This is a genomic window from Haloarcula sp. JP-L23 (genome assembly GCF_011602445.1).
GTDB classification, from domain to species: domain Archaea; phylum Halobacteriota; class Halobacteria; order Halobacteriales; family Haloarculaceae; genus Haloarcula; species Haloarcula pellucida.
Genome location: NZ_CP050014.1, coordinates 1,428,407 through 1,447,418, shown reverse-complemented (window position 1 = coordinate 1,447,418; position 19,012 = coordinate 1,428,407). Strand labels below are relative to the sequence as shown.

20 protein-coding genes are annotated in these 19,012 nt (G+C 67.9%); 5 read left to right on the top strand and 15 right to left on the bottom strand.

Translation table 11 applies throughout. The annotated features are described in order from the left end of the window. Window positions 1-77 precede the first annotated feature (77 nt). From mfnA to G9465_RS07305, 8 genes are all read right to left on the bottom strand, one after another. Entirely contained in the window at window positions 78-1,130 is a 1,053-nt protein-coding gene (gene mfnA / locus G9465_RS07335) for a tyrosine decarboxylase MfnA (RefSeq protein ID WP_166968538.1), read from the bottom strand. 69 nt (window positions 1,131-1,199) lie between these two features. Next, on the bottom strand, window positions 1,200-1,754 hold the full coding sequence (locus G9465_RS25575) for an ABC transporter permease subunit (protein ID WP_227015752.1): 555 nt from the start codon (window positions 1,752-1,754) through the stop codon (window positions 1,200-1,202). Then, complete coding sequence (locus G9465_RS25570; RefSeq protein WP_227015751.1) at window positions 1,670-2,098, bottom strand: ABC transporter permease; 429 nt, start codon at window positions 2,096-2,098, stop codon at window positions 1,670-1,672. The genes G9465_RS25575 and G9465_RS25570 overlap by 85 nt, the downstream gene beginning before the upstream one ends. Further along, window positions 2,095-3,063, bottom strand: a complete 969-nt coding sequence (locus G9465_RS07325; RefSeq protein WP_166968537.1) for an ABC transporter ATP-binding protein — start codon at window positions 3,061-3,063, stop codon at window positions 2,095-2,097. Before G9465_RS07325 ends, G9465_RS25570 begins: the two co-directional genes overlap by 4 nt. Next, a complete protein-coding gene (gene nosD / locus G9465_RS07320) occupies window positions 3,050-4,426 on the bottom strand; it encodes a nitrous oxide reductase family maturation protein NosD (RefSeq protein WP_166968536.1) in 1,377 nt (458 codons plus the stop codon). Before nosD ends, G9465_RS07325 begins: the two co-directional genes overlap by 14 nt. Window positions 4,427-4,428: 2 nt before the next feature. Next, on the bottom strand, window positions 4,429-5,181 hold the full coding sequence (locus tag G9465_RS07315; RefSeq protein ID WP_166968535.1) for a hypothetical protein: 753 nt from the start codon (window positions 5,179-5,181) through the stop codon (window positions 4,429-4,431). A gap of 28 nt (window positions 5,182-5,209) precedes the next feature. Next, window positions 5,210-7,183 carry a TAT-dependent nitrous-oxide reductase gene (nosZ, locus tag G9465_RS07310; protein ID WP_166968534.1) on the bottom strand — a complete coding sequence of 658 codons (1,974 nt, stop codon included), beginning with the start codon at window positions 7,181-7,183 and terminating at the stop codon, window positions 5,210-5,212. Window positions 7,184-7,186: 3 nt separating this feature from the next. Then, entirely contained in the window at window positions 7,187-7,687 is a 501-nt protein-coding gene (locus G9465_RS07305) for a plastocyanin/azurin family copper-binding protein (RefSeq protein ID WP_166968533.1), read from the bottom strand. A 187-nt stretch (window positions 7,688-7,874) separates the two neighbouring features. On the opposite strand from G9465_RS07305, the gene hisS reads away from it, so the two are divergent. Beyond that, the gene (gene hisS, locus G9465_RS07300; protein ID WP_166968532.1) at window positions 7,875-9,185 is read left to right on the top strand and encodes a histidine--tRNA ligase; all 1,311 of its coding nucleotides are present in this window, start codon (window positions 7,875-7,877) and stop codon (window positions 9,183-9,185) included. A 20-nt stretch (window positions 9,186-9,205) separates the two neighbouring features. Here the strand turns inward: hisS and G9465_RS07295 are convergent, their stop codons facing one another. From G9465_RS07295 to G9465_RS07285, 3 genes are all read right to left on the bottom strand, one after another. Further along, entirely contained in the window at window positions 9,206-9,445 is a 240-nt protein-coding gene (locus G9465_RS07295) for a hypothetical protein (RefSeq protein WP_227015750.1), read from the bottom strand. Window positions 9,446-9,496: 51 nt separating this feature from the next. After that, a complete protein-coding gene (gene ppsA / locus G9465_RS07290; RefSeq protein ID WP_166968531.1) occupies window positions 9,497-11,797 on the bottom strand; it encodes a phosphoenolpyruvate synthase in 2,301 nt (766 codons plus the stop codon). Between the two features lie 86 nt (window positions 11,798-11,883). Continuing rightward, window positions 11,884-12,789, bottom strand: a complete 906-nt coding sequence (locus G9465_RS07285) for a PhzF family phenazine biosynthesis protein (protein WP_166968530.1) — start codon at window positions 12,787-12,789, stop codon at window positions 11,884-11,886. Between the two features lie 118 nt (window positions 12,790-12,907). Between G9465_RS07285 and G9465_RS07280 the strand changes: the two genes are divergently transcribed. Together G9465_RS07280 and G9465_RS07275 are read left to right on the top strand one after the other, a co-directional pair. Further along, window positions 12,908-13,639 (top strand): GNAT family N-acetyltransferase, encoded by a 732-nt coding sequence (locus G9465_RS07280; protein ID WP_166968529.1) that lies wholly within the window; start codon window positions 12,908-12,910, stop codon window positions 13,637-13,639. A 33-nt stretch (window positions 13,640-13,672) separates the two neighbouring features. Continuing rightward, window positions 13,673-14,368 carry a phosphoribosyltransferase gene (locus G9465_RS07275; protein ID WP_166968528.1) on the top strand — a complete coding sequence of 232 codons (696 nt, stop codon included), beginning with the start codon at window positions 13,673-13,675 and terminating at the stop codon, window positions 14,366-14,368. 212 nt (window positions 14,369-14,580) lie between these two features. Here G9465_RS07275 and G9465_RS07270 read toward each other — a convergent pair whose 3' ends face one another. Beyond that, window positions 14,581-14,820 (bottom strand): hypothetical protein, encoded by a 240-nt coding sequence (locus tag G9465_RS07270; protein ID WP_166968527.1) that lies wholly within the window; start codon window positions 14,818-14,820, stop codon window positions 14,581-14,583. A gap of 78 nt (window positions 14,821-14,898) precedes the next feature. Here G9465_RS07270 and G9465_RS07265 point away from each other — a divergent pair, with 78 nt between their 5' ends. Continuing rightward, window positions 14,899-15,594, top strand: a complete 696-nt coding sequence (locus tag G9465_RS07265; RefSeq protein ID WP_166968526.1) for an SDR family NAD(P)-dependent oxidoreductase — start codon at window positions 14,899-14,901, stop codon at window positions 15,592-15,594. Here the strand turns inward: G9465_RS07265 and G9465_RS07260 are convergent. Further along, window positions 15,591-15,869, bottom strand: coding sequence for a hypothetical protein (locus G9465_RS07260; protein ID WP_166968525.1), 279 nt, complete (start codon window positions 15,867-15,869; stop codon window positions 15,591-15,593). The two genes, G9465_RS07265 and G9465_RS07260, sit on opposite strands and share 4 nt — an antisense overlap. 233 nt (window positions 15,870-16,102) lie before the next feature. On the opposite strand from G9465_RS07260, the gene G9465_RS07255 reads away from it, so the two are divergent. Beyond that, the gene (locus tag G9465_RS07255) at window positions 16,103-16,753 is read left to right on the top strand and encodes a hypothetical protein (RefSeq protein ID WP_166968524.1); all 651 of its coding nucleotides are present in this window, start codon (window positions 16,103-16,105) and stop codon (window positions 16,751-16,753) included. A gap of 6 nt (window positions 16,754-16,759) precedes the next feature. Here the strand turns inward: G9465_RS07255 and G9465_RS07250 are convergent, their stop codons facing one another. Together G9465_RS07250 and G9465_RS07245 are read right to left on the bottom strand one after the other, a co-directional pair. Continuing rightward, window positions 16,760-17,866 (bottom strand): site-2 protease family protein, encoded by a 1,107-nt coding sequence (locus G9465_RS07250; protein ID WP_166968523.1) that lies wholly within the window; start codon window positions 17,864-17,866, stop codon window positions 16,760-16,762. Window positions 17,867-17,943: 77 nt separating this feature from the next. Next, window positions 17,944-18,948 carry a ScpA family protein gene (locus tag G9465_RS07245; RefSeq protein ID WP_166968522.1) on the bottom strand — a complete coding sequence of 335 codons (1,005 nt, stop codon included), beginning with the start codon at window positions 18,946-18,948 and terminating at the stop codon, window positions 17,944-17,946. Window positions 18,949-19,012 lie beyond the last annotated feature (64 nt).

The window sequence follows — 19,012 nt, the reverse complement described above, 5'->3', positions numbered from 1 at the left end:
GCTTGGTATGTGCGCTCCGGAGACATGGGTAGTGAGATTGCGACACCGATAGAAGGCGGTCCCGACGGGCGGCACACTCAGTACCAGTCTAAGTCCGCCACGAACGAGCGAAGCATCGACCGGGTGACGTGGGGCATACAGACGACTCGCATCTCGCCGGCGCCCGTCTTCGAGACGCGCCAGCCGCGCTCACGGAGTTCGTCGGTCATCGGCACCGAGAGGTCGGCGGCGACGAGGGGGAGTTCCACGTCGACGACGTCGTGGCCCCGGGCGCGCAACTGGTCGGCGAGCCAGCGAGCGTTCTCCATCGAGCGCTCGTACTGCTCGCGGTAGCCCACGGGCCACAGCGACTCCATCGCCGCGACGGCCGAGGCGACGCCGGCACCCGAACGCGTCCCCGTCAACGTCAACTGACTCGTCGATTCGAGGTAGGGCGTCTCGACGGCCAACTCGTCCAGTAGTGCCTCGTCTCGGGCGAGCAACCCCCCGGCGGGCACCGCCGCCTGCCCGACCTTGTGTGGGTCGATTGTCATCGTGTCCACGTCGGCGTGCCCGAAGTGCCAGTCGTGGTCGGTAAACGGGAGGTAGAAGCCGCCCCACGCGGCGTCGACGTGACACAGCGCATCGGCGTCGTGGGCCAACTCGGCGACGGCGGGGATGGAGTCGACGTAGCCGTACTCCGTCGACCCGGCGACCCCCACCACGCAGACGGTGTCCTCGTCTATCAGTTCGGCCATCGCCGCCAGATTCACGCGGTAGTCCTCGGCCGGTGCCGTCCGCAACTCGACGCCGAGGATGTCTGCGGCTTTGGTGAACGAAAAGTGCGCGTGGACGGGTGCAACGACGTTCGGGTCGTCGGTGTCGGCACGGTTGCGGGCGATGCGAACAGCCTGAACGTTGGCCTCCGTCCCGCCGGAGGCGACGTAGCCTGACGGGTCGTCGAGTCCCGTCACCTCGCCGAGGTAGTCGACGGCCTCGGTTTCGAGTTCGGAGACCGTCTCGTAGGTGCCGGGGTCGCCGGGGTTGGTCGCGAGAAAGCGTTCGGCCGCGTTGCGGGCCGCGGGGTGTGGGACGGTACACATCGAAGAGAGGACTCGGTCGAACTCCTGTGGCTCGGCCCGCTGAAGCATTCTATCGGTAGGCATGGGGGCGAGCGGTTTAGCCGTTTTGCTCGGCCGTGTCCCCCCTTCCCTGCCGCCCTACAGCCGACGGCGACGGACGAGTCGGGCCGCGACGCCGACGGGGACGGCCACCCACGCCACCAGCGCGCCGGCGACGGTCGGCGTCGAGAGGCCGGCCGCCGCCAGCACGCTCCCGAACCCGCCGGCGACGACGTCGACCTGTGCCAGCGCCAGCACGCGGAAGCAGTCGACGGGGTTGAGCAGGACCGCGGCGGCGACGGCCCGCCCGCCAAGGTCCAGCCCGGCGACGGCACCGAGCGCGACGAGGTCGTGCAACAGCGCCACCCAGAGCCAGACCGCCAGCGCGGCCCCGAGCGCGTGGGTCTTCTCGGCGGCGACCGTCGACAGCAACACGGCGACCCCGAGCATCGCCCACGCGGTCAGAACGGCCGCAAGCGCGGTAGCCGCGTAGGTGCCGATGCCGGCGACGCCGACGTACCACAGCGTGAGCAGAGCGCCCGGGAGAAATCCCAGCAGCATCGCACCGGCTAGCACGCCCGCACGGCCGAGGTAGACGCCCGCGACGACGCGAGCCTTCGACACCGGGAGCGCGAACAGCAGTTCGGCGCCCACTCGTGGGCGCCGACGACGGCGTCGTACCCCATCGCCAGCGCCGCGAGCGGGACCAGATAGACCCCGAGTTCGGCGATGGTCGCGACCACGGCGCCGAACCGGCCCGGCCCCACGGCAGTCGCGCCGAACTGGACCACCGCCCCGGAGAACAGGGCAAAGAGTAGCGCCACCCCGGCGGCCCAGCGGCTCCTGACGGCCAGTCGGTACTCGCGACTCGCGATCGCGAGGACGGGGCTGTCGACCAGTCCGGCCCCCGAAACGGACCCGGCGGCGACCCCCGACGCCGGTGCCGTGGCCACGCCGCCGTCCGCCGACGTGTCCGGTCCGTCCTCGGCGGGGGTCACGCGGTCTCACCTCCCGACTGGCCGCTGTCGTCGAGCGACGCCGGCGGCGCCGCGTCGACGGCCTCGTGAAAGGCCGCCTCCAGCCCCGGCTCGTGGACCGCGAACCGCTCGACGTCGTAGTCCGGTCCCAGTCCACAGACGAGGTCGTAGGCGGCGGCTGGCAGACAGTCGGCCTCGACGACCGCACCGGCCCGCGTGACCGACCCCGTCGCGTCCTGCCTCCGGAGATGACTGGCCGCGTCCTCGGCGGCCGTCGGGGTCGACAGCGTCAACCGGACGGTCACCGCGTCGCCGGCGGCACAGCGGAGCGACTCGACCGGCCCCGCGACTGCCACGTCGCCGTCGACGACGACGGCGGCGTCCGTACAGAGGCGCTCTATCTCCGAGAGCGCGTGGGAGGCGAAGACGATGGTCACGTCCGTCTCGTTCGAGAGGGCTTCGATGACCTCGTGGAACGCCCGGATGCCCTCCGGGTCCAGCCCGGCGGTCGGCTCGTCGAGGACGAGTATCTCCGGGCGGCCGACCAGCGCCGTACCGAGTCCGAGCCGGCGGCTCATCCCGTTGGAGTAGCCGCCCACCCGCCGGTCGGCGGCGGCGGTTAGTCCCACGGTGTCCAGCACCCGTTCGACGTGGTGCTCGCGGCGCTCGGCCGGCGTCGACCGGACCCGCGCGTGAAAGCGGAGTATCTCCCGGCCGGTGAGGTTCGGTGGGAAGCCGGCGTCCTCCGGGAGATACCGGACCCGCTCGCGGACGGCCGTCTCGGTCGGGTCGCCGCCGGCGACCGTCACCTCGCCGGAATCGGGTCGGTTCAGCCCGGCCAGCAGTTTGAACAGCGTCGTCTTGCCGGCACCGTTGGTGCCGAACACGCCGAGGGTGGTGCCCCGGTCGACGGACAGCGAGAGCCCGTCGAGGGCCTGTACCTCCCCGTAGGCCTTCGATACGTCGTCGATGTCAATCACGCTCATAGTACGTCCTCCAGTTCTCGTGTGGCGGCTCGGTTAGCGGGCGGGCGTCGACGACCCCGGGCGACTCGACGACCGGGACCGACGACTGGGCCAGCCTGACGGCGTCAAAGGCCGGGCTGCTGGCGAACACCCGCGTCGCGGGCTGTCTCGCGGTCAGTTGCTGGACGGCGCCGGCGGGCTGGTACCTTGTGTCGCTGACGCCGTCGTCGTCGACGTCGGTCGGGGTCGCGCCCGACCAGTAGTTGCCTCGACTCTCGTTCCAGTACACCTGCTCGGACAGCACCGCCAGGACGGCCCGGTCGTTCCTGACGAAACTGTTGCCGTAGACGGTCTCCTCGGTGCTGCCGGCAGAGATGTGGACGCCCACGTCGTTGCCCACGACGAGGTTGTCCGCTATCTCGTTGCTGACGGAGTTGTAGACGAACAGCCCGTTCTCGTTGCCGACGAGGTGGTTCCCGCGTATCTCCGTCGCGTCGATGCTCTTGACGAGGATGCCGTGGCCGGACTGACCGGTGTTGTTGACCGCGACGTTGTCGACGATTTCGAGGTGCTTCGAGACCATCAGCGCGTAGCCCGCGTCGTTGTCGAAGGCGGTGTTGTTCCGCAACACGCAGTCGTCGGAGTACATGTAGTGGACGCCGTAGCGGAGGTCCCACATCGTGTTGTTCGCCGCGACGACGTCTTTCGCCCAGTTGTAGTAGATGCCGTCCCGGACCGTCGTGATGTGGTTGCCCCGGACGACGACGTCCTCGGACTTCCATATCTGGACGCCGTTGCCTCGGGCGGTGAGTGGCGTCACCGCCTCGCGGCCGACGACGGTGTTGTCGAGGACGCGAGCGTCGCTGGCGTCGTTGAGCCAGATGCCGAAGGTCATCGCCGTCACGCGACTGTCCCGAACCGTCACCCCGCTTGCGTTGACGTAGATGGCGGCGTCGTTGTCGGCGGCGCTGTAGCCGCTGTTGCGCACCCAGAGGTCCCGCACGGTCACGCCGGACACTTCGACGGCCAGCACCGTCCCCTCGCCACGGCCGTCTAGCAGCGCCGTGTCGGCACCGCTGCCCGCGAGCGTGACGTTCGGCGTGTCGACGACGACCGTCTCGTCGAACCGCCCGTCGAGGTGGACGGTCTCGCCCCGGTCGGCGGCGTCGACCGCGGCCTGCAGGCTCTCGTAGGTCTCCCCGTCGACCGTCGCCGTCCCGTCGGTCGTCGGCGCGGTGAACCCGTCGGTGTCGGGCACTTCGGGGTCGAACGCGAGGTCCCCGGCCGGCGGCTGGCTCCCGCTCGCGGCGACGGTGAGCACCGACAGGACCACCAGTACGGCCGTCGCGAGCGCGAAGGCCCGTTCGAGACGCTCCCGTGGCATCGTCAGCGGTCCCCCGTGTCGGCGTCGGTCGTCGGTCCGGTCGGCTCCTCGGCCCCGGTCTCACGGTCGAGGAGTCGCTCGATGCGTCCGCGGACCCGGCCCGGCAGTTCACGGACCGTCACCGGTTCGTCGCGGTAGGAGAACGCCACGGCCAGCAGGCCGACCGCGACCATCGCCATGTACGCGCCCAGCCCGAACCGGGAGACGCTGGTGATGTTGGCGACGCTGTAACGGCCCCACAGCGGCGGCGTGAACCCGCTGACGCCCATCACGGGCGCGTCGGGGTCGAGCGTGTGGCCGGCCTGCCAGAGGCGGTACTGGATGTCCGCGACCAGCACGCCGAAGACGGCGACGGTACCGACGAACTGGTAGGTAAGCCCCCGCTTTAGCTTCTCGGTCGTGGGGGCGACGGCGACGAACACCGACAGCAGCGAGACGGCCACGAAGGCGACCGGCCCCAGCGACCACTCCGGCACGTCGATGGCCCGCTCCTGAACCGGGAAGTTCGGCTCGACGAACACCGGGTCGGGGTAGTAGAACCCGATGTAGTGGTTCAGCCGGGCCATCTCGGTGAAGTCGCCGGTGAGATGCGGGTAGGCGTAGAGCTGAACGTGCAACACCGTGTTGGGGTACTGGACCGCCTGAACGCTGATGCGCCACATCGGGAACGCCAGCGCGGCGACGAACAGCACCGCCGCTACGACCGGCAGGCCGCGCCGGACCTCACGAAAGTCGTCGAGGGTGGGTCGTTGCATGGCTAGTCACCTCCGTGGTCGGGGTCGCTCACCCCTCGGCCGGTTCGACGAGCATTCTGCTGCGCATCTCCAGGTGCAGGGCGCTACAGAAGAACGTACAGTAGATCCAGTACACACCGGGTTCGTCAGCGGTGAACGTGACCTCGCGCGTGTCCTGTGGCGCCACGGCGTAGTTGATGTCGTGTTCGGGGATGGCGACGCCGTGGATGATGTCCTGGATGCCCTCGATGTTGGTCGTCGTCAGGCGGACCTCGTCGCCCTCCTGAACGGTGAAGTCGGGGAGGCCGTACTCCGAGCGCTTGGTCGTCATCTTGACGTGGACGCTGTTCTCGCCGGTGCGTTCGACGCCGGAGGCCTCCTCGGTGATGTACGTCTCCTCGTAGTCCTCGGGGTCGTACACCTTCTTGGCGTCTATCTTGTCCTTGTGAGCGAAGACGCAGTCGTGGGGTTCAGGGTAGGCCGGGTGGTCGGCGACCAGTTCCATCTCCTTTTCGCCCTGCCCGATGTGGATGAGCTGGTCGTTGTCGGGCATGATGGGGCCGACCGGGAGGAAGCGGTCCTTCGAGAGCTTGTTCAGGCTCACGAGCCACTCCCCGTCGGGGTCGGTCGTCATCGCTTCGAGCGCCTGAATGTGGCCGGGGTTGTAGTGGACGTCCTGCCGCTCGATGATCGGCTCCTCGGAGCCCTCCTCGGCCTCGACGGCCGCCTCGATGTCCCACTTGACCGCCTGAGAGTCGATGAACAGCGACGTGTAGGCGTGGCCGTTGCCGTCGAAGGTCGTATGCAGCGGCCCGAGGCCCACGCGGGGTCGGCCGACGACCGCGTCGGCGGGATTCTCGACCTCCGGCAGTTTGTTGAGGTCGATGATGGTGACCGTCGGCGAGAGCTTCCCGGCGACCATCGCGTAGTCGCCGTTCGGTTCGACCTCGACGCAGTGGGGGCTCTTCGGCGTCGGGATGTACTTCACTATCGGCCGGTCGCCCTGATTGAGTGGACTCTCCTTCGTGCCGTCGACGACGGGGATGCCGTTGACCTCCTCGTAGTTGCCGTTCTCGACGGCCTGCTCGATGGCGGGGATGTCGAAGGCCTTCACGTCGTCGCGGTCGTCGCGGGTCATCCCCTGGATGGAGGTGGCCTCCTCGCTGTTGTACGCGGAGGCGATGACCCACCGCCCCTCCTTACCCGAGTCGTTGATGTCGAGGTTGCCGTCGACCTTGACCTGCCACTGGGTCTCCATCGACTCGGGGTCGACGGCGGCAAACAGCGCCGTGTAGCTATCGGGATCGTCGAGGTCGCGCCCGTCGTTCGGGAGCGGCGCGCGGAACTCCCCATTGCCGAAGACGTACTTCGTGTCCGGCGACAGCACCGTACAGCCGTGGATGGCCTGCATGTTCGGGACGTCCGTGATGGCGTCCGTCTCGAAGTACGTCAGGTTCACCCGGGCGATGCGGCCGTTGGCCTTGTCGTTGACGTAGAGGTACTCGCCGTCGTAGTCGCCGTCGGTCTCCGAGAGGTTCGGGTGGTGGTTGTCACCCCAGGAGTAGCCGCCGCTGTCCTCGAGCAGTTGCTTCGTATCGTCGGTGTAGCCGTAGCCGCTCGCACAGTCGGTGTTGAACACCGGGATGCGGGTCAGTTCCCGCATCGAGGGGATACCGATGACCCGGAGTTCCCCGGAGTGGCCGCCCGACCAGAAGCCGTAGTACTCGTCGTGTTCGCCGGGCGCGACGGAGTGGTCGACCCCGCCACCGCCGGACTCGGTCGCCTGCCCGCCACCGCCGCCGTTGAGGCTGGAACAGCCGGCGACGGCTCCCATCGCGCCGGCCGCCACGCCAGCCTTCATGAAGTCCCGGCGGTTGAGCGAGAGGCCGGGGAGGCCAAGCGAGACGCCCCCGTCACCGTCCGGTTCGGGCGCGTCGACGTCCGAGAGGACGCTGTCGAGGGTCTCCTCGTACTCGTCGACGACGTCCGTCGGGTCGCGGACCTCGGCAGTGTCGTCGTGCATAGCTCACACCACCTTGATGGAACCGACCATCCCGTTCATCTCGTGGGGGATGCAGTAGTACTCGTAGGTGCCGGTCGTCTCCAGCGTGACCTCGTAGCTCTCGCCCGCAGGGACGTTGCCACCCTGACTCTCACTGTAGCCGTCTTTCGCCGCCTGCTCGGAGTCGAACTCGCCCGAAGCGAAGTAGTCGGCCCCGTCGGGAATCTTGTCCTCGTAGGCCGTCACCGTGTGCCCGATGCTGCCGACGTTCTCGAAGGTGATCGTCGTCCCGGCTTCGACCTGTATCTGCTTGGGTTCGTAGGCCAGTTCGTCGGTCATCTCCACGGTACTGGTCTGGGTCCACTCGTCGCCGCTGCCGCCGTCGCCGCTGCCGCCGTCGTCGCCGGCCGACTCCGTGGTGTCGGAGTCGCCGCCGCTGGACCCGCCGCCGGAAGAGCACCCGGCGAGCGACGCGCCGACAGCCGTCACCGCAAGTCCACGCACGAACGTTCTACGCGAAGTCATGGTAGCTCACACCACCACCTCCCGGCAGGAACCACATATAAGGAAAACCGCGTTCCCGGGCGTCGGGGCCGTCCCCGAACACGTTCGTTGCGGTCACCACCCCCCGACTTGCCACGCCGTCCAGAGACCGTCGGTCTCCTCGTCAGGAACGGACAGGTTCAAGCGCGCCCTGCCTGTACGCGGGTGTATGTACGACCGCGTCAAGGGTTTTCGCGACTTCTATCCCGAGGAGATGGCGGCGCGTCGGTGGGCCATGGACACCATCGAGGACGTGGCAACGCGCTACGGCTTCCGGGAGATCGAGACGCCCGCGCTCGAACCCACCCAGATGTACACGGACAAGAGCGGCGAGGAGATCGTCGAGGAACTGTACAGCTTCGAGGACAAGGGCGGCCGTAGCGTCGCGCTGACCCCGGAGCTGACCCCGACCGTCGCCCGGATGTTCGTCGAGAAACAACAGGCTCTCTCGAAGCCGGTCAAGTGGGTCTCGACACGCCCGTTCTGGCGCTACGAACAGGTCCAGCAGGGCCGTTTCCGCGAGTTCTACCAGACCAACGTCGACATCTTCGGCTCCTCGGACCCCGCCGCCGACGCCGAGGTGCTGGCCGTCGCCGTCGACATGCTCACCGACCTCGGCCTGACCAGCGAGGACTTCGAGATTCGCGTCTCCCACCGCGACATCCTCGCCGGCCTGCTCGACTCCTTCGACGCCGAGGTGGACACCCGCGAGGCCATCCGCGCCGTCGACAAGCGGTCGAAAGTCGACCGCGAGGCGTACCTCGATGCGCTCGTCGAGGCCGGCCTGAGCTACGGGCAGGCCGACTCCTTCGACGAGATGCTCCAGAGCGGCGAGGACGAACTGGACTCGCTGGCCGACATCACCGGCTCCGAAGCCGTCGCCGAGGCCACCCAGAACCTGCGGGCCGTCCTCGACGCCGCGGCGGACTTCGGAGTGCGAGACCACCTCACGCTGTCGCTGACGACCGCTCGCGGACTGGACTACTACACGGGCGTCGTCTTCGAGTGTTTCGACTCGACCGGCGAAGTCTCCCGGTCGGTGTTCGGCGGCGGCCGCTACGACGACCTCATCGAGGGGTTCGGCGGCCAACCGACGCCCGCCGTCGGGTTCGCGCCGGGTCACGCGACGCTGCAACTCCTCTGTCAGCGGGCCGGCGTCTGGCCCGAGGAAGGGCTGTCGACGGACTACTACGTCCTGCAGGTGGGCGAGACGCGGGCGACGGCCGCCCGCATCGCCCGTGACCTGCGCGAGAAGGGTCACGTCGTCGAGACGGACGTCGCTGACCGCTCGTTCGGCGCACAGATGGGCTACGCCGACGGCATCAACGCCGAGACGGTGGTCATCGTCGGCGAGCAGGACCTCGAAAACGACGAGGTGACGCTCAAGGAGATGGACGAGGGCGAACAGATTTCGGTCCCCGTCGACGACTTCCCCGGCGAGTACGACCGGCCCACCTTCCAGGACTTCGCGGACGAGTGAGCCACCACACCGAGCGCCGCTCACCAGTTCGACGGGCCGATTTTCTTCGTCGCTTTCGCCCGGAACCCCGTCGGCCGCACCAGCGAGCAACACCGTACTCCCCGTCGGAATCCGCGGACGTGCCCGTCGAACGCGAGGTCGGTGTCACCGACCTCGTCTAACGTGGCGGCTTCGCCGCCACGCGCCCCGGGATTGCCGAACGGGATGTAAGAGACGCCCTCGCTGATGCTCTTGGCCTCCACCGTGGATGGCCGTGACATACCCGTCGGAAGACGCGAACCGCAAAAATCTGGTGTCCGTCGACGCTGCTGTCAGCGAACCGATTCGAGCAGGAGGCGCTGTTCGACCCGCTTGACTTCGTGCTGGACGTCGCGAACGGCGTCGATGTTCGCGGAGATGGAGGTGACGCCATCGTCGACGAGGAACTGGACCATCTCCGGTTTCGAGGCGGCCTGCCCGCAGATACTGGTCGCCACGTCGTAGTCGCGGCAGGTACCGATGACTTGTCCCATCAGGTCCAGCACGGCGGGGTGGAGTTCGTCGAAGCGGTCGGCGACGTTGCCGTTGTTGCGGTCGACGGCGAGCGTGTACTGGGTGAGGTCGTTCGTCCCGAAGGAGACGAAGTCGAGTCCCGTCTCACACAGGTCCTCGATGCACAGCGCGCTGGCCGGCGTCTCGACCATCACGCCCCAGTCGCGCTTCTCGGGGTCGATGCCGACCTCCCGCATCAGCGACTTCGCACGGAGGACGTCCTCGGCGTCGGTCACCAGCGGGAGCATCAGTTCGACGTTGTCGTACCCGAGTTCGTAGAGGCGCTCGAACGCCCGGAGTTCGAGTTTGAACTCGCCGGGGCGGTCCAGCGAGCGCCGGATGCCCCGATACCCCAACATCGGGTTGTGCTCGCTGGGTTCGTCCTCGCCGCCCTGTAACTGCCGGAACTCGTCGGAGGGGGCATCGAGCGTGCGTACGCGTACCGGGCGTGGGTAGAACGCCTCGGCGACGCTCCGGACGCCCTCGACGATCTCCTCGATGTAGGCCCGTTCGCCGTGGTCCTCGACGTAGCGGGCCGGCGTCTTGTCCGTCGAGAGAATCATGTGCTCGATGCGGAGCAATCCGACGCCGTCCGCCCCCGTCGCGGCGGCCCGTTCGGCCGCTTCGGGGATGGAGACGTTGACCTTCACCTCGGTGCCGGTCATGGGCTTGACCGGGGAGTGTTGCTGGTCGACCTCGGGCGTGGCCAGTTCCGACTGCTCGTCGTCGGCCTCGTCTATCTCGGTCCCCTGTTCGACGGTCCCCATGTCGCCGTCGATGGTGACTATTTGGCCGTCTCGGAGTCGTTCGGTGGCGTCGTCGGCCCCGACGACGGCCGGCACGCCGAGTTCGCGGGAAACGATGGCCGCGTGGCTCGTCATCCCCCCTTGGTCCGTGACGATACCGGCGGCGCGTTTCATCGCGGGCACCATGTCCGGCGTGGTCATCTCCGTGACGATGATGTCGCCCTCCTCGACCTTATCGAGGTTGTCCAGTTTCGTCACGATGCGGACCTCGCCGGTCACCTTTCCGGGGCTGGACCCGATACCGGATAGCCGCACGTCGTCGGACTGGCTCTGCATCGACCCGCCGTCGGCGACGCCGGTGCTCTCGGGACTCTCGCCGGACGTCCCGGCGTCGGCTCCCTCGTCGATGGTCGTTATCGGCCGGGACTGGAGGACGTACACCTCGCCCTCGTAGATGGCCCACTCCACGTCCTGTGGAGTGCCGTAGTGGTCCTCGACGCGGTCGCCGACCTCGACGAGGCGGTGGATCTCCTCGGGCGAGAGGACGCGTTCGTTTCGCTTCTCCTCGGGAACCGACCGCTCGACCGTCTCGCCGTCCTCGCCGCGGACGCACATCACTTTCTTGTCGGCGACGGTGACCTCCTCTATCTCCTCGGTCGCGCGGTCGACGACGTAGTTGTCCGGCGAGACGGCGCCGGAGACGACCGCTTCGCCGAGTCCCCACGCGGCTTCGAGGATGGCCGTGTCCGCGCCGGTCGAGGGGTGACTCGTGAACATGACGCCGGACTTCTCGGCGTCGACCATCTGCTGGACGACGACGGCGATGTCCACCATGTCGTGGTCGAACCCCTGCTCGTTCCGGTAGTAGATGGCTCGCTGGGTGAACAGCGACGCCCAGCACTCCTTGACGCGCCGGAGGAGGTCCGCCCGGGAGACGTTGAGGTAGGTGTCCTGTTGGCCGGCAAAGGAGGCGTCGGGGAGGTCCTCGGCCGTCGCCGAGGACCGCACCGCCACGTCCTCGTCACCCATCTCGTCGTAGGCCGCGAGCAGGTCCTCCCGAACCGATTCCGGCGCGTCGGTTTCGAGGATGAGTTCCTGTGCTTGCTCGGCCGCCTCCGCGAGAGCGTGCGAATCGTCACTGTCGACGTCGACCACCGAGAACAACTCGTCGTCGATACCGGTTGCTTCGATGAACGACCGGTACGTGTCGGCGGTGACGACGAACGCCGACGGGACGGGTAGTCCCGCCGCGGTCAGTTCTCCGAGAGACGCCGCCTTGCCGCCGACCCGCGCTAGGTCGTCGGCACCGATTTCGTCGAGCCACAATGTAGGCATTGACTCATGTGCTGGTTCATGAACGACTGTTATGGACTTTCCGGTGCCGGCATCAACCGGGGGTCGTTCACTCGAATCCGAGCGAACTACACTTCGAGAATCTCGTCGTCCGCGTCGACCGCAGGCACCGTCAGTGACCCGTCGAGCGTCGTTACGGCCCGCCCACCGACCCACACTTCGAGTCCGTCCGTGTCGACTTTTACCGTGCCCGGCCGGTCGAGAAAGTGCCCCTGTTCGACGACCACCTGTTCGACGGTGCTGTCGATAGCACCGTACCGGCGAATGTACGCCCCGCAAGCCCCGGCGGCGGTGCCGGTCACCGGGTCCTCGGTGATACCCGCTCGCGGCGCGAACGCCCGTCCGTGGAGCGTCGACTGGCCGCCGATAGTGTCGAACGTGAAGGCGTATACCCCCATCGCGTCGACCGATTCACAGAGCGACTCGATGGCCGACGGGTTCGGGTCGGCACCGCTGAGATGCTGGAAGTAGTTGACCGGGACCAGTAGCCACGGGAACCCCGTGTCGCCGACGGCCAGTGGGAGGTCCGCGCCGACGTCCTGCAACGTCGCCACGTCGATGCCGAGAGCGTCGGCCACCTCGTCGAGCGCGCAGTCGACCTCACGAATGTCGGCCTCGCCTTGCTCCATCCACACCGTCCCGTCCGCCTTCGTCTCGACGTCGAGGACGCCGCGTTCGGTCGCCATCGTGTGTTGGCCGGCCTCGACGGCGCCGCGTTCGAAGAGGGCGGCGTGAGCCGCGATAGTCGCGTGCCCGCAGAGGTCGACCTCCTGTTCGGGCGTGAAATACCGGAGTCGGCGGTCGGCGTCCTCGCTGTCGAGGACGAACGCCGTCTCGCTAGCGCCCAGTTCGCCGGCGATAGCCCGCATCTGGTCGTCGGTCAGTCCGTTCGCGTCCGGCACCACCCCGGCCGGGTTGCCCGCCATCGGTTCCGCGGCGAACGCGTCGACGAGCAAAGCCTGTCGCGTCTCCATGGCACCGTGTTGTGGGACCCCGCGGATAACAGTTCGTGCTACCCGACGCGATTACAGCTACGTTATATGGTAACAAACGACGAACGGTTAAGCGGTTCCTCCGTGAAGTGTAGCACGTATGACGGTACTGGAACCGCTCGCGTTCGAAACCGAGTCGGACAGGCGCATCTACCAGTTCGTCGACCGACACGGCGCTCCCGCGCTGGAAGAGGTGCGAGACGCCGTCGACGTCCCCGACGACGAGTTCGACGAGCGTCTCGACTACCTCCAAGACCGGGGGTACGTCGAACGGCAAGACGGGACAGTGGAACTCGGACTGGACGCCGGGGCCGAGAGGGAGTACGAGACGCCGGACGTCACGTACGTCGTCCGGCCGGCCCGCGAGGAGGACTTCGAGTCGCTCGTCGACACGATTCGGACGGTCACCGACCGACAGACGTACGTCATCGGCGAGAACCTCGCCGAGGAGTTGCAGTACGAGAACACCGTCACGCGGCACAACACCGTCTGGTCGCGCCTCTTTTTCGTCGCCACCGTCGACGACTACATCGTCGGGTGGTCACACCTCACCCTGCCACAGACGGAGAAACTGCAGGGGACTGCGGAACTGACGCTCGGCGTGCGCAGGGACTACCGCGGCTACGGCATCGGCGAGCGCCTGCTGGACCGGGCACTGGACTGGGCCGAAGCCCACGGCTACTGGAAGGTGTACAACAGCCTCGCGCGCACCAACGGCAACGCCATCACGTTCCTCGAACGGCACGGCTGGGAGCGCGAGGCGGTCCGGAAGAAACACTACCTGCTCGGCGAGAAGCGCGTCGACGAGGTGATGCTGGCGTACACGTTCTGAAACCGTTAAGGCCGCCCGTCCACGCCCTCCTGTATGGGCGAGCTACCGGAGGAGTTCCCGTGTACCATCACCAACTGGGAGTACATCTACGGGTTGTGCCGCGACGTGGCCGACGACGTGAAGGCCGCCGACTTCGAGCCAGACGTGGTCGTCGCGCTCGCGCGTGGCGGCTGGTTCGCCGGCCGCTGTCTGTGTGACTTCCTCGGCCTCGACGACCTCGCGAGCCTGAAAGTCGAACACTACGTCGGCACCGCCCAGCAGGGCGACGAACCCGAAGTCCGGTACCCGCTTGCCGACGGCGCCGTCGAGGGCAAGGACGTCCTCGTCGTCGACGACATCGCCGACACCGGGCAATCCATCGAGACGGCCGCCGAGTGCGTGCGCGACCGGAACCCAAACAGCGTGCGGACGGCGACACTCCAGTTGCTCCAGACCAGTGAGCACGAACCGGCGTTCGTCGGCGAACGGTTAGACGAGTGGGCGTGGGTCGTCTACCCGTGGAACTTCGTCGAGGACATGATAGAACTCCTCGCCGGCGTCATGAGAAAGAGCGACCAGCAGGTCCACACCGAAGACGACGTACGTAGACTCCTCCGTGAGTACCACGACGTGAGCCACACCGAGATGGAAATCGCTCAGCCGAACCGGTTCGACGAGGTGATGGCCGAGATGGTGCGTCGGGACGTAGCCGTCGCTACCGACGACGGCTGGCGACTCAACGACGGCTAAAACGGGCTCTACTCGGCGCGAAGCGTACTCAGTGTCGACGGCCGTCGTCGCGTACGTACTCCAGCGCGGAGACGAGTTTCTCGGTGTCGACGCGGCCCTCCGACTCTTCGAGGCGCTCACGTATCTTCGTCGGAGTCATGTTCAGTGTTACCATACGTCCCGACCCGGCATAGTTCTTTCTCTTTCCCCAACACGTCTGCGCCAAACCGGTTTCAGGGGCTCTCGGAATCTTCCTCGACCGGGATGCTGACCGACTCGCGGTCGTCTTCGTGTGCCATCTCGGCCAGCGTGTATCCGACCGCGTACCCCGTCGACCCACCGACGAGACCGCCGATACCGGCCCCGACCGGCCCGCCGCCGGCCCCGACCACCGCACCGAGGAACCCGCCGACCGTCGCCGACCGTTCGGCCGCACGCTCCGGGTCGTCAGTCACACAGGTGTCGTGAGACATACGCGGTCGTTCGGCCGGGGCGACCGAAACAGTTTCGTGCCCAACAGTTTCTTCGGACCGCCTCTCGTCTGGGTCAGTATGTCACGGACTGCCGTCGTCGCTGGAGTCGGCCCCGGTCTCGGCGCATCGCTCGCCCGTCGGTTCGTCGCGGAGGACTGCCGCGTCGGCCTGTTCGCTCGCTCGGACGACTACGTCATCGACCTCGCCGACGACATCGGGGAGCGAGCCATCGCCGTCCCGACTGACGTCACGGACCCCGAGGCCGTCGCCGAAGGGTTCGAACGCGTTCGGGAGGCGTTTGGCCCCGTCGATATACTGGTCAACCACGCCAGCGGCGGCGCGTGGAAGGGCCTGCAAGACATCTCCGACGACGAGTTCGCTCACGCACTCGACGTGGGGCCGGCGGGCGGCCTCTACTGTTCGCGGGAGGCCGTCGCCGACATGCTCGACAACGACGGCGGGACGGTCATCTTCACCGGCGCGACCTCCGCGGTCCGCGGCCGCGGGGGTGCCATCGGCTTCAGCGCCGCGAAGTTCGCCGTCCGCGGGATGGCCGAGTCGATGGCCCGCGAACTCGGACCGGAGGGTATCCACGTCGCACACGTCGTCGTCGACGGCCAGATTCTCGGCCCGGACGCCCCCGCCGCCGACCGCGACGCCGAGGAGTACCTCGACCCCGACGAGATAGCGGCGTCGTACTGGCATCTGGTCGAGCAGGACCGCTCGGCGTGGACGCTCGAACTCGACTTGCGGCCCCACGTCGAGGCGTTCTAGTCGTCGCTCGGCCGCTCGACGGTCCGCTCCTCGTGGAGTTCTATCCACTCCCGGAGTGGCTGTCGGATACCGTCGACGGTGACGGTCACGTCGCCGTCGAACCGCCACCGGGCGCGCGGCGCATCGTCGCCGAAGCGTATCGGCACGTCCACCTCCAGGTCCTCGACGGACACCGCAAGCGCGTCCTCCCGGTCGACCGTCTCGTCGAGGAGGCGCTCTACCGCCGCACGGAGTTCCTCGAAGTCGGGTTCGGGAACCCCCGCTGACTCGCTCATATCACCGTGTTCACGCCCCCGCCTATTTCGTGTTTCCCCGGCCTCGGGGATGCCCCCAACAGGCATACCCGTCCGTCCCCTCCCGGAACCGACGACGGAGTTTCCGACGCCGTACCACATCGGCGGCCACCACTACGTCTACGACGACCCGTGGCACGTCGTCGCCCGCGTGGCTCCGACCAGTCACGTAGCGGAACCCGCGGAGTCTTACCGATCCAGCCGATAGTGGCCCCATGGAGCAGCGTACGGGCCGGTTCCGGATCTATCGAGTCGTCGAGTCGGTCCCCCACATCAACTTCTTCGACGCGGACGCCACGCGACTGTACACGGTGTATCGGTCGGGTTACGGCGAGCGACAGGCGCGCGTCGACGCACTCCGAACCGGTGACCTCGTCGATGCGACGCTGGCCGGCAACCCGGACGACTCCGAGGAGGCGTGGTCCATCCAGTCCGTAGAGCGGGTCGGTGGCGTCCGGATGTCCTTCGCCGTCGACGCCGAGATGCCCGCCCTCGCCGAGGAGGCGTGGTCCGAGGGACAGCGTCACCCGAGCAGTATCGTCATCGAGGAAGACGGGACGCCGGTCGCGGAACTGTACGTCCAACCCCGCGACCCGCTCCCCGGTGGGTCGTTCGTCCCGAGCGTCCTCACCGGCCTCGTCCCGATGGAGGGGCCGCTCTCGGTCCTCCCGTCTATCGGTGGCCCCGCGACCCACGCCCTCTTTCTGGACCCCGACCCACCCGACGCCGACCGCTACTCGCGCCCGTTCGGCGTCGTCGTCCTGTTCGGCGAGGACGCCGACGCGGTGCTGACAGAGTGGCACGACCGCTACGACGTCGACCCCGAGGGAGACTCTCGGCCGACGTACGACCCGTACGGCATCTGAGCGCAGTCACAGCGAGATGGCGATCGGGACCGGGACGAAACACAGCAGGCCGAGGACGAGCGTCAGCACGCCGATGGCCTGCCGCTTCGGCCCGACGGCCGTCTCGTCAAGCGGCGTCACCGAGCCGACGCGGCCGAAGACCAGCGTCAGCACGCCCCAAAAGCCCCACAGCGCCGCCGCGTCGCCGTTCTCGAAGACGAACAGGTAGCCCGCCAGTCCGAACAGCACCACCGGCACGGCCGTCTGGACGGCCGACATCCGCTCGCCGAGCAGCGACCGGGTGACGTGTGCGCCGTCGAGTTGCCCGACCGGGAGCAGGTTCAGGAACGTGACGAACGCGCCGACCCACGCCCCGATGACGACGGGGTTCGGGATGACCGCGGGGTTCGAGTAGACGACCTGTTCGCCCATGAGCGCCGCGATACCGCGAATCAACAGCGGGTAGCCGAGTTCTATCTGGGTTGCGACGCCGCCGGTGACCCGAATCGGGTCCATCGTCACGCCGATGGCCGTGACCACGACTGTGGCGGCGAGACCAGCGAGCGGTCCGGCGACGCCGATGTCGAACAGCGCATCCCTGTCCGGCATGTTGTCGTTCATCCGGATGACGGCACCGAGCGTGCCGATGACGTTGAACGGCAACGGGATGAAGTACGGGAGGCTGGCCTGCACCTCGTGGTATCGGGAGAGCGCGTAGTGGCCGAACTCGTGGACGGCGAGAATGCCAAGCACCGCGGCCGCGAACGGCCACGCCTGCACGATGGCGGTCGGGTCGTCGGCGAGAGAGAGCCCGTACCACCGGCTCCCCGCGTACAGCGTCGAGAGCAGCGTCGCCACCGCCAGCACGACGTTCAGCCACGGGACGCCGTCGACCCCCAGCGACCGCTCGCTCGCCACGAGGACGTGTTCGCCCGTCTCGCGCTGGAGTCGGACGCGGTACCCGCGCTTGCGGAACGTCGGACCCACCCGACGGAGTACCTGCTCGGACTCGGTCTGTGGCTCGCCGTAGTAGCGCACGCCGTCCTCCGCGTTGGGGTCTATCTCGTAGACGCGAAAGGCGTCGGCCAGTCGCTCGGGGTCCGGAAGCTCCGTCGGCGACGACTGCTGTGCCATTGTACACAGTAGGGACTCGACCCGTTTGAACCTGTTTGCCAGCCGGACGGATGCGAACTGACGGCCGGCGACGCCAGTTAGTCCGCCAATGCTTCCTCGGACCCGCTGACCGCGTTGGGGTCTCGAATCCAGAGGTCGCCGAACACGTCGTCCTGCTGGAGGACGACCTGTCCACGGTGGGCCAGAAACAGCAGGCCGAGGAACGTCTCGACGCGCGACCCGCCCGCGTGTTCGACCTCCTTGTACAGCACCTCGTCGCGGCCTTGGTCGTACTGCTCGCGGACCGCCGCGTACACGTCGTCGATGATGTCGTCTATCTGCTCGGCGTGGGCGGTGCCGGTCACGTCGGCGGCCGACGGCTCGTCGTCCATCCGCATGTCGTCGGCGCTCCGGTAGTCCAGTTCCTGGGTCCCCCGCTGGAATCCGCTGGGCGACCCGCTGGTGTCGTACTCGCGGGACTCCTTCCACCACGAGTCCCGCTCGGCGTCCCGCAGGTCCCGGACGAGTTCGTCGAGCGTCTGGGGCATCCCGCGGGCCCGGCGGCGTTCGAGTCGCCGGTCCATCTCCGACTCCAGCGCCGAGAACGGGTCCGGCTCCTCGATGGGGGCGTCCTCGGTCATCGCCTGCTCCCACGGCTCCGCCGGCGGGTCCTCCGGCTCGTCCTCGCCGAGCATCGCGTCGCTCTTCATCCGAACGAGGACGGAGGCGTAGAACAGCGCCCGCCCGCCCGTTCGCAGGTCGCTCTCGTCGATGCGGGCGAGGAACTTGTCGGTGACCTCCACCACGTCGATGTCCCACGGGTCGATTTCGCCGTCGTCGGCCAGTTGGACCAGCACCTCGACGGGTTCGGCGACGTCCTCGTCAGCGTCGCCGTCCGAATCGCCCGCCTCGTTCAGTAACTCGACGTCCTCCGGCGGGTCCGCCGTCTCTTCGGCGTCGTCCCCGAACAGCGATGACCCCGAGTCGCCGGGTCGTTCGCGGTCTTGCGGGTCGGTCCCCTCCCCGCGCGACTGTTTCGAGCCGCGTGGCGGCTCGCGGTCTTCGTGGCCGGTGATGTCCAGCGGGATGTCGTCGTCAGTCATGGCAGTACACCGCCTCGCTCGTGGGTCACTTCGTTCACCGCTCGCGCTTCCGAGGGCCCTCCCT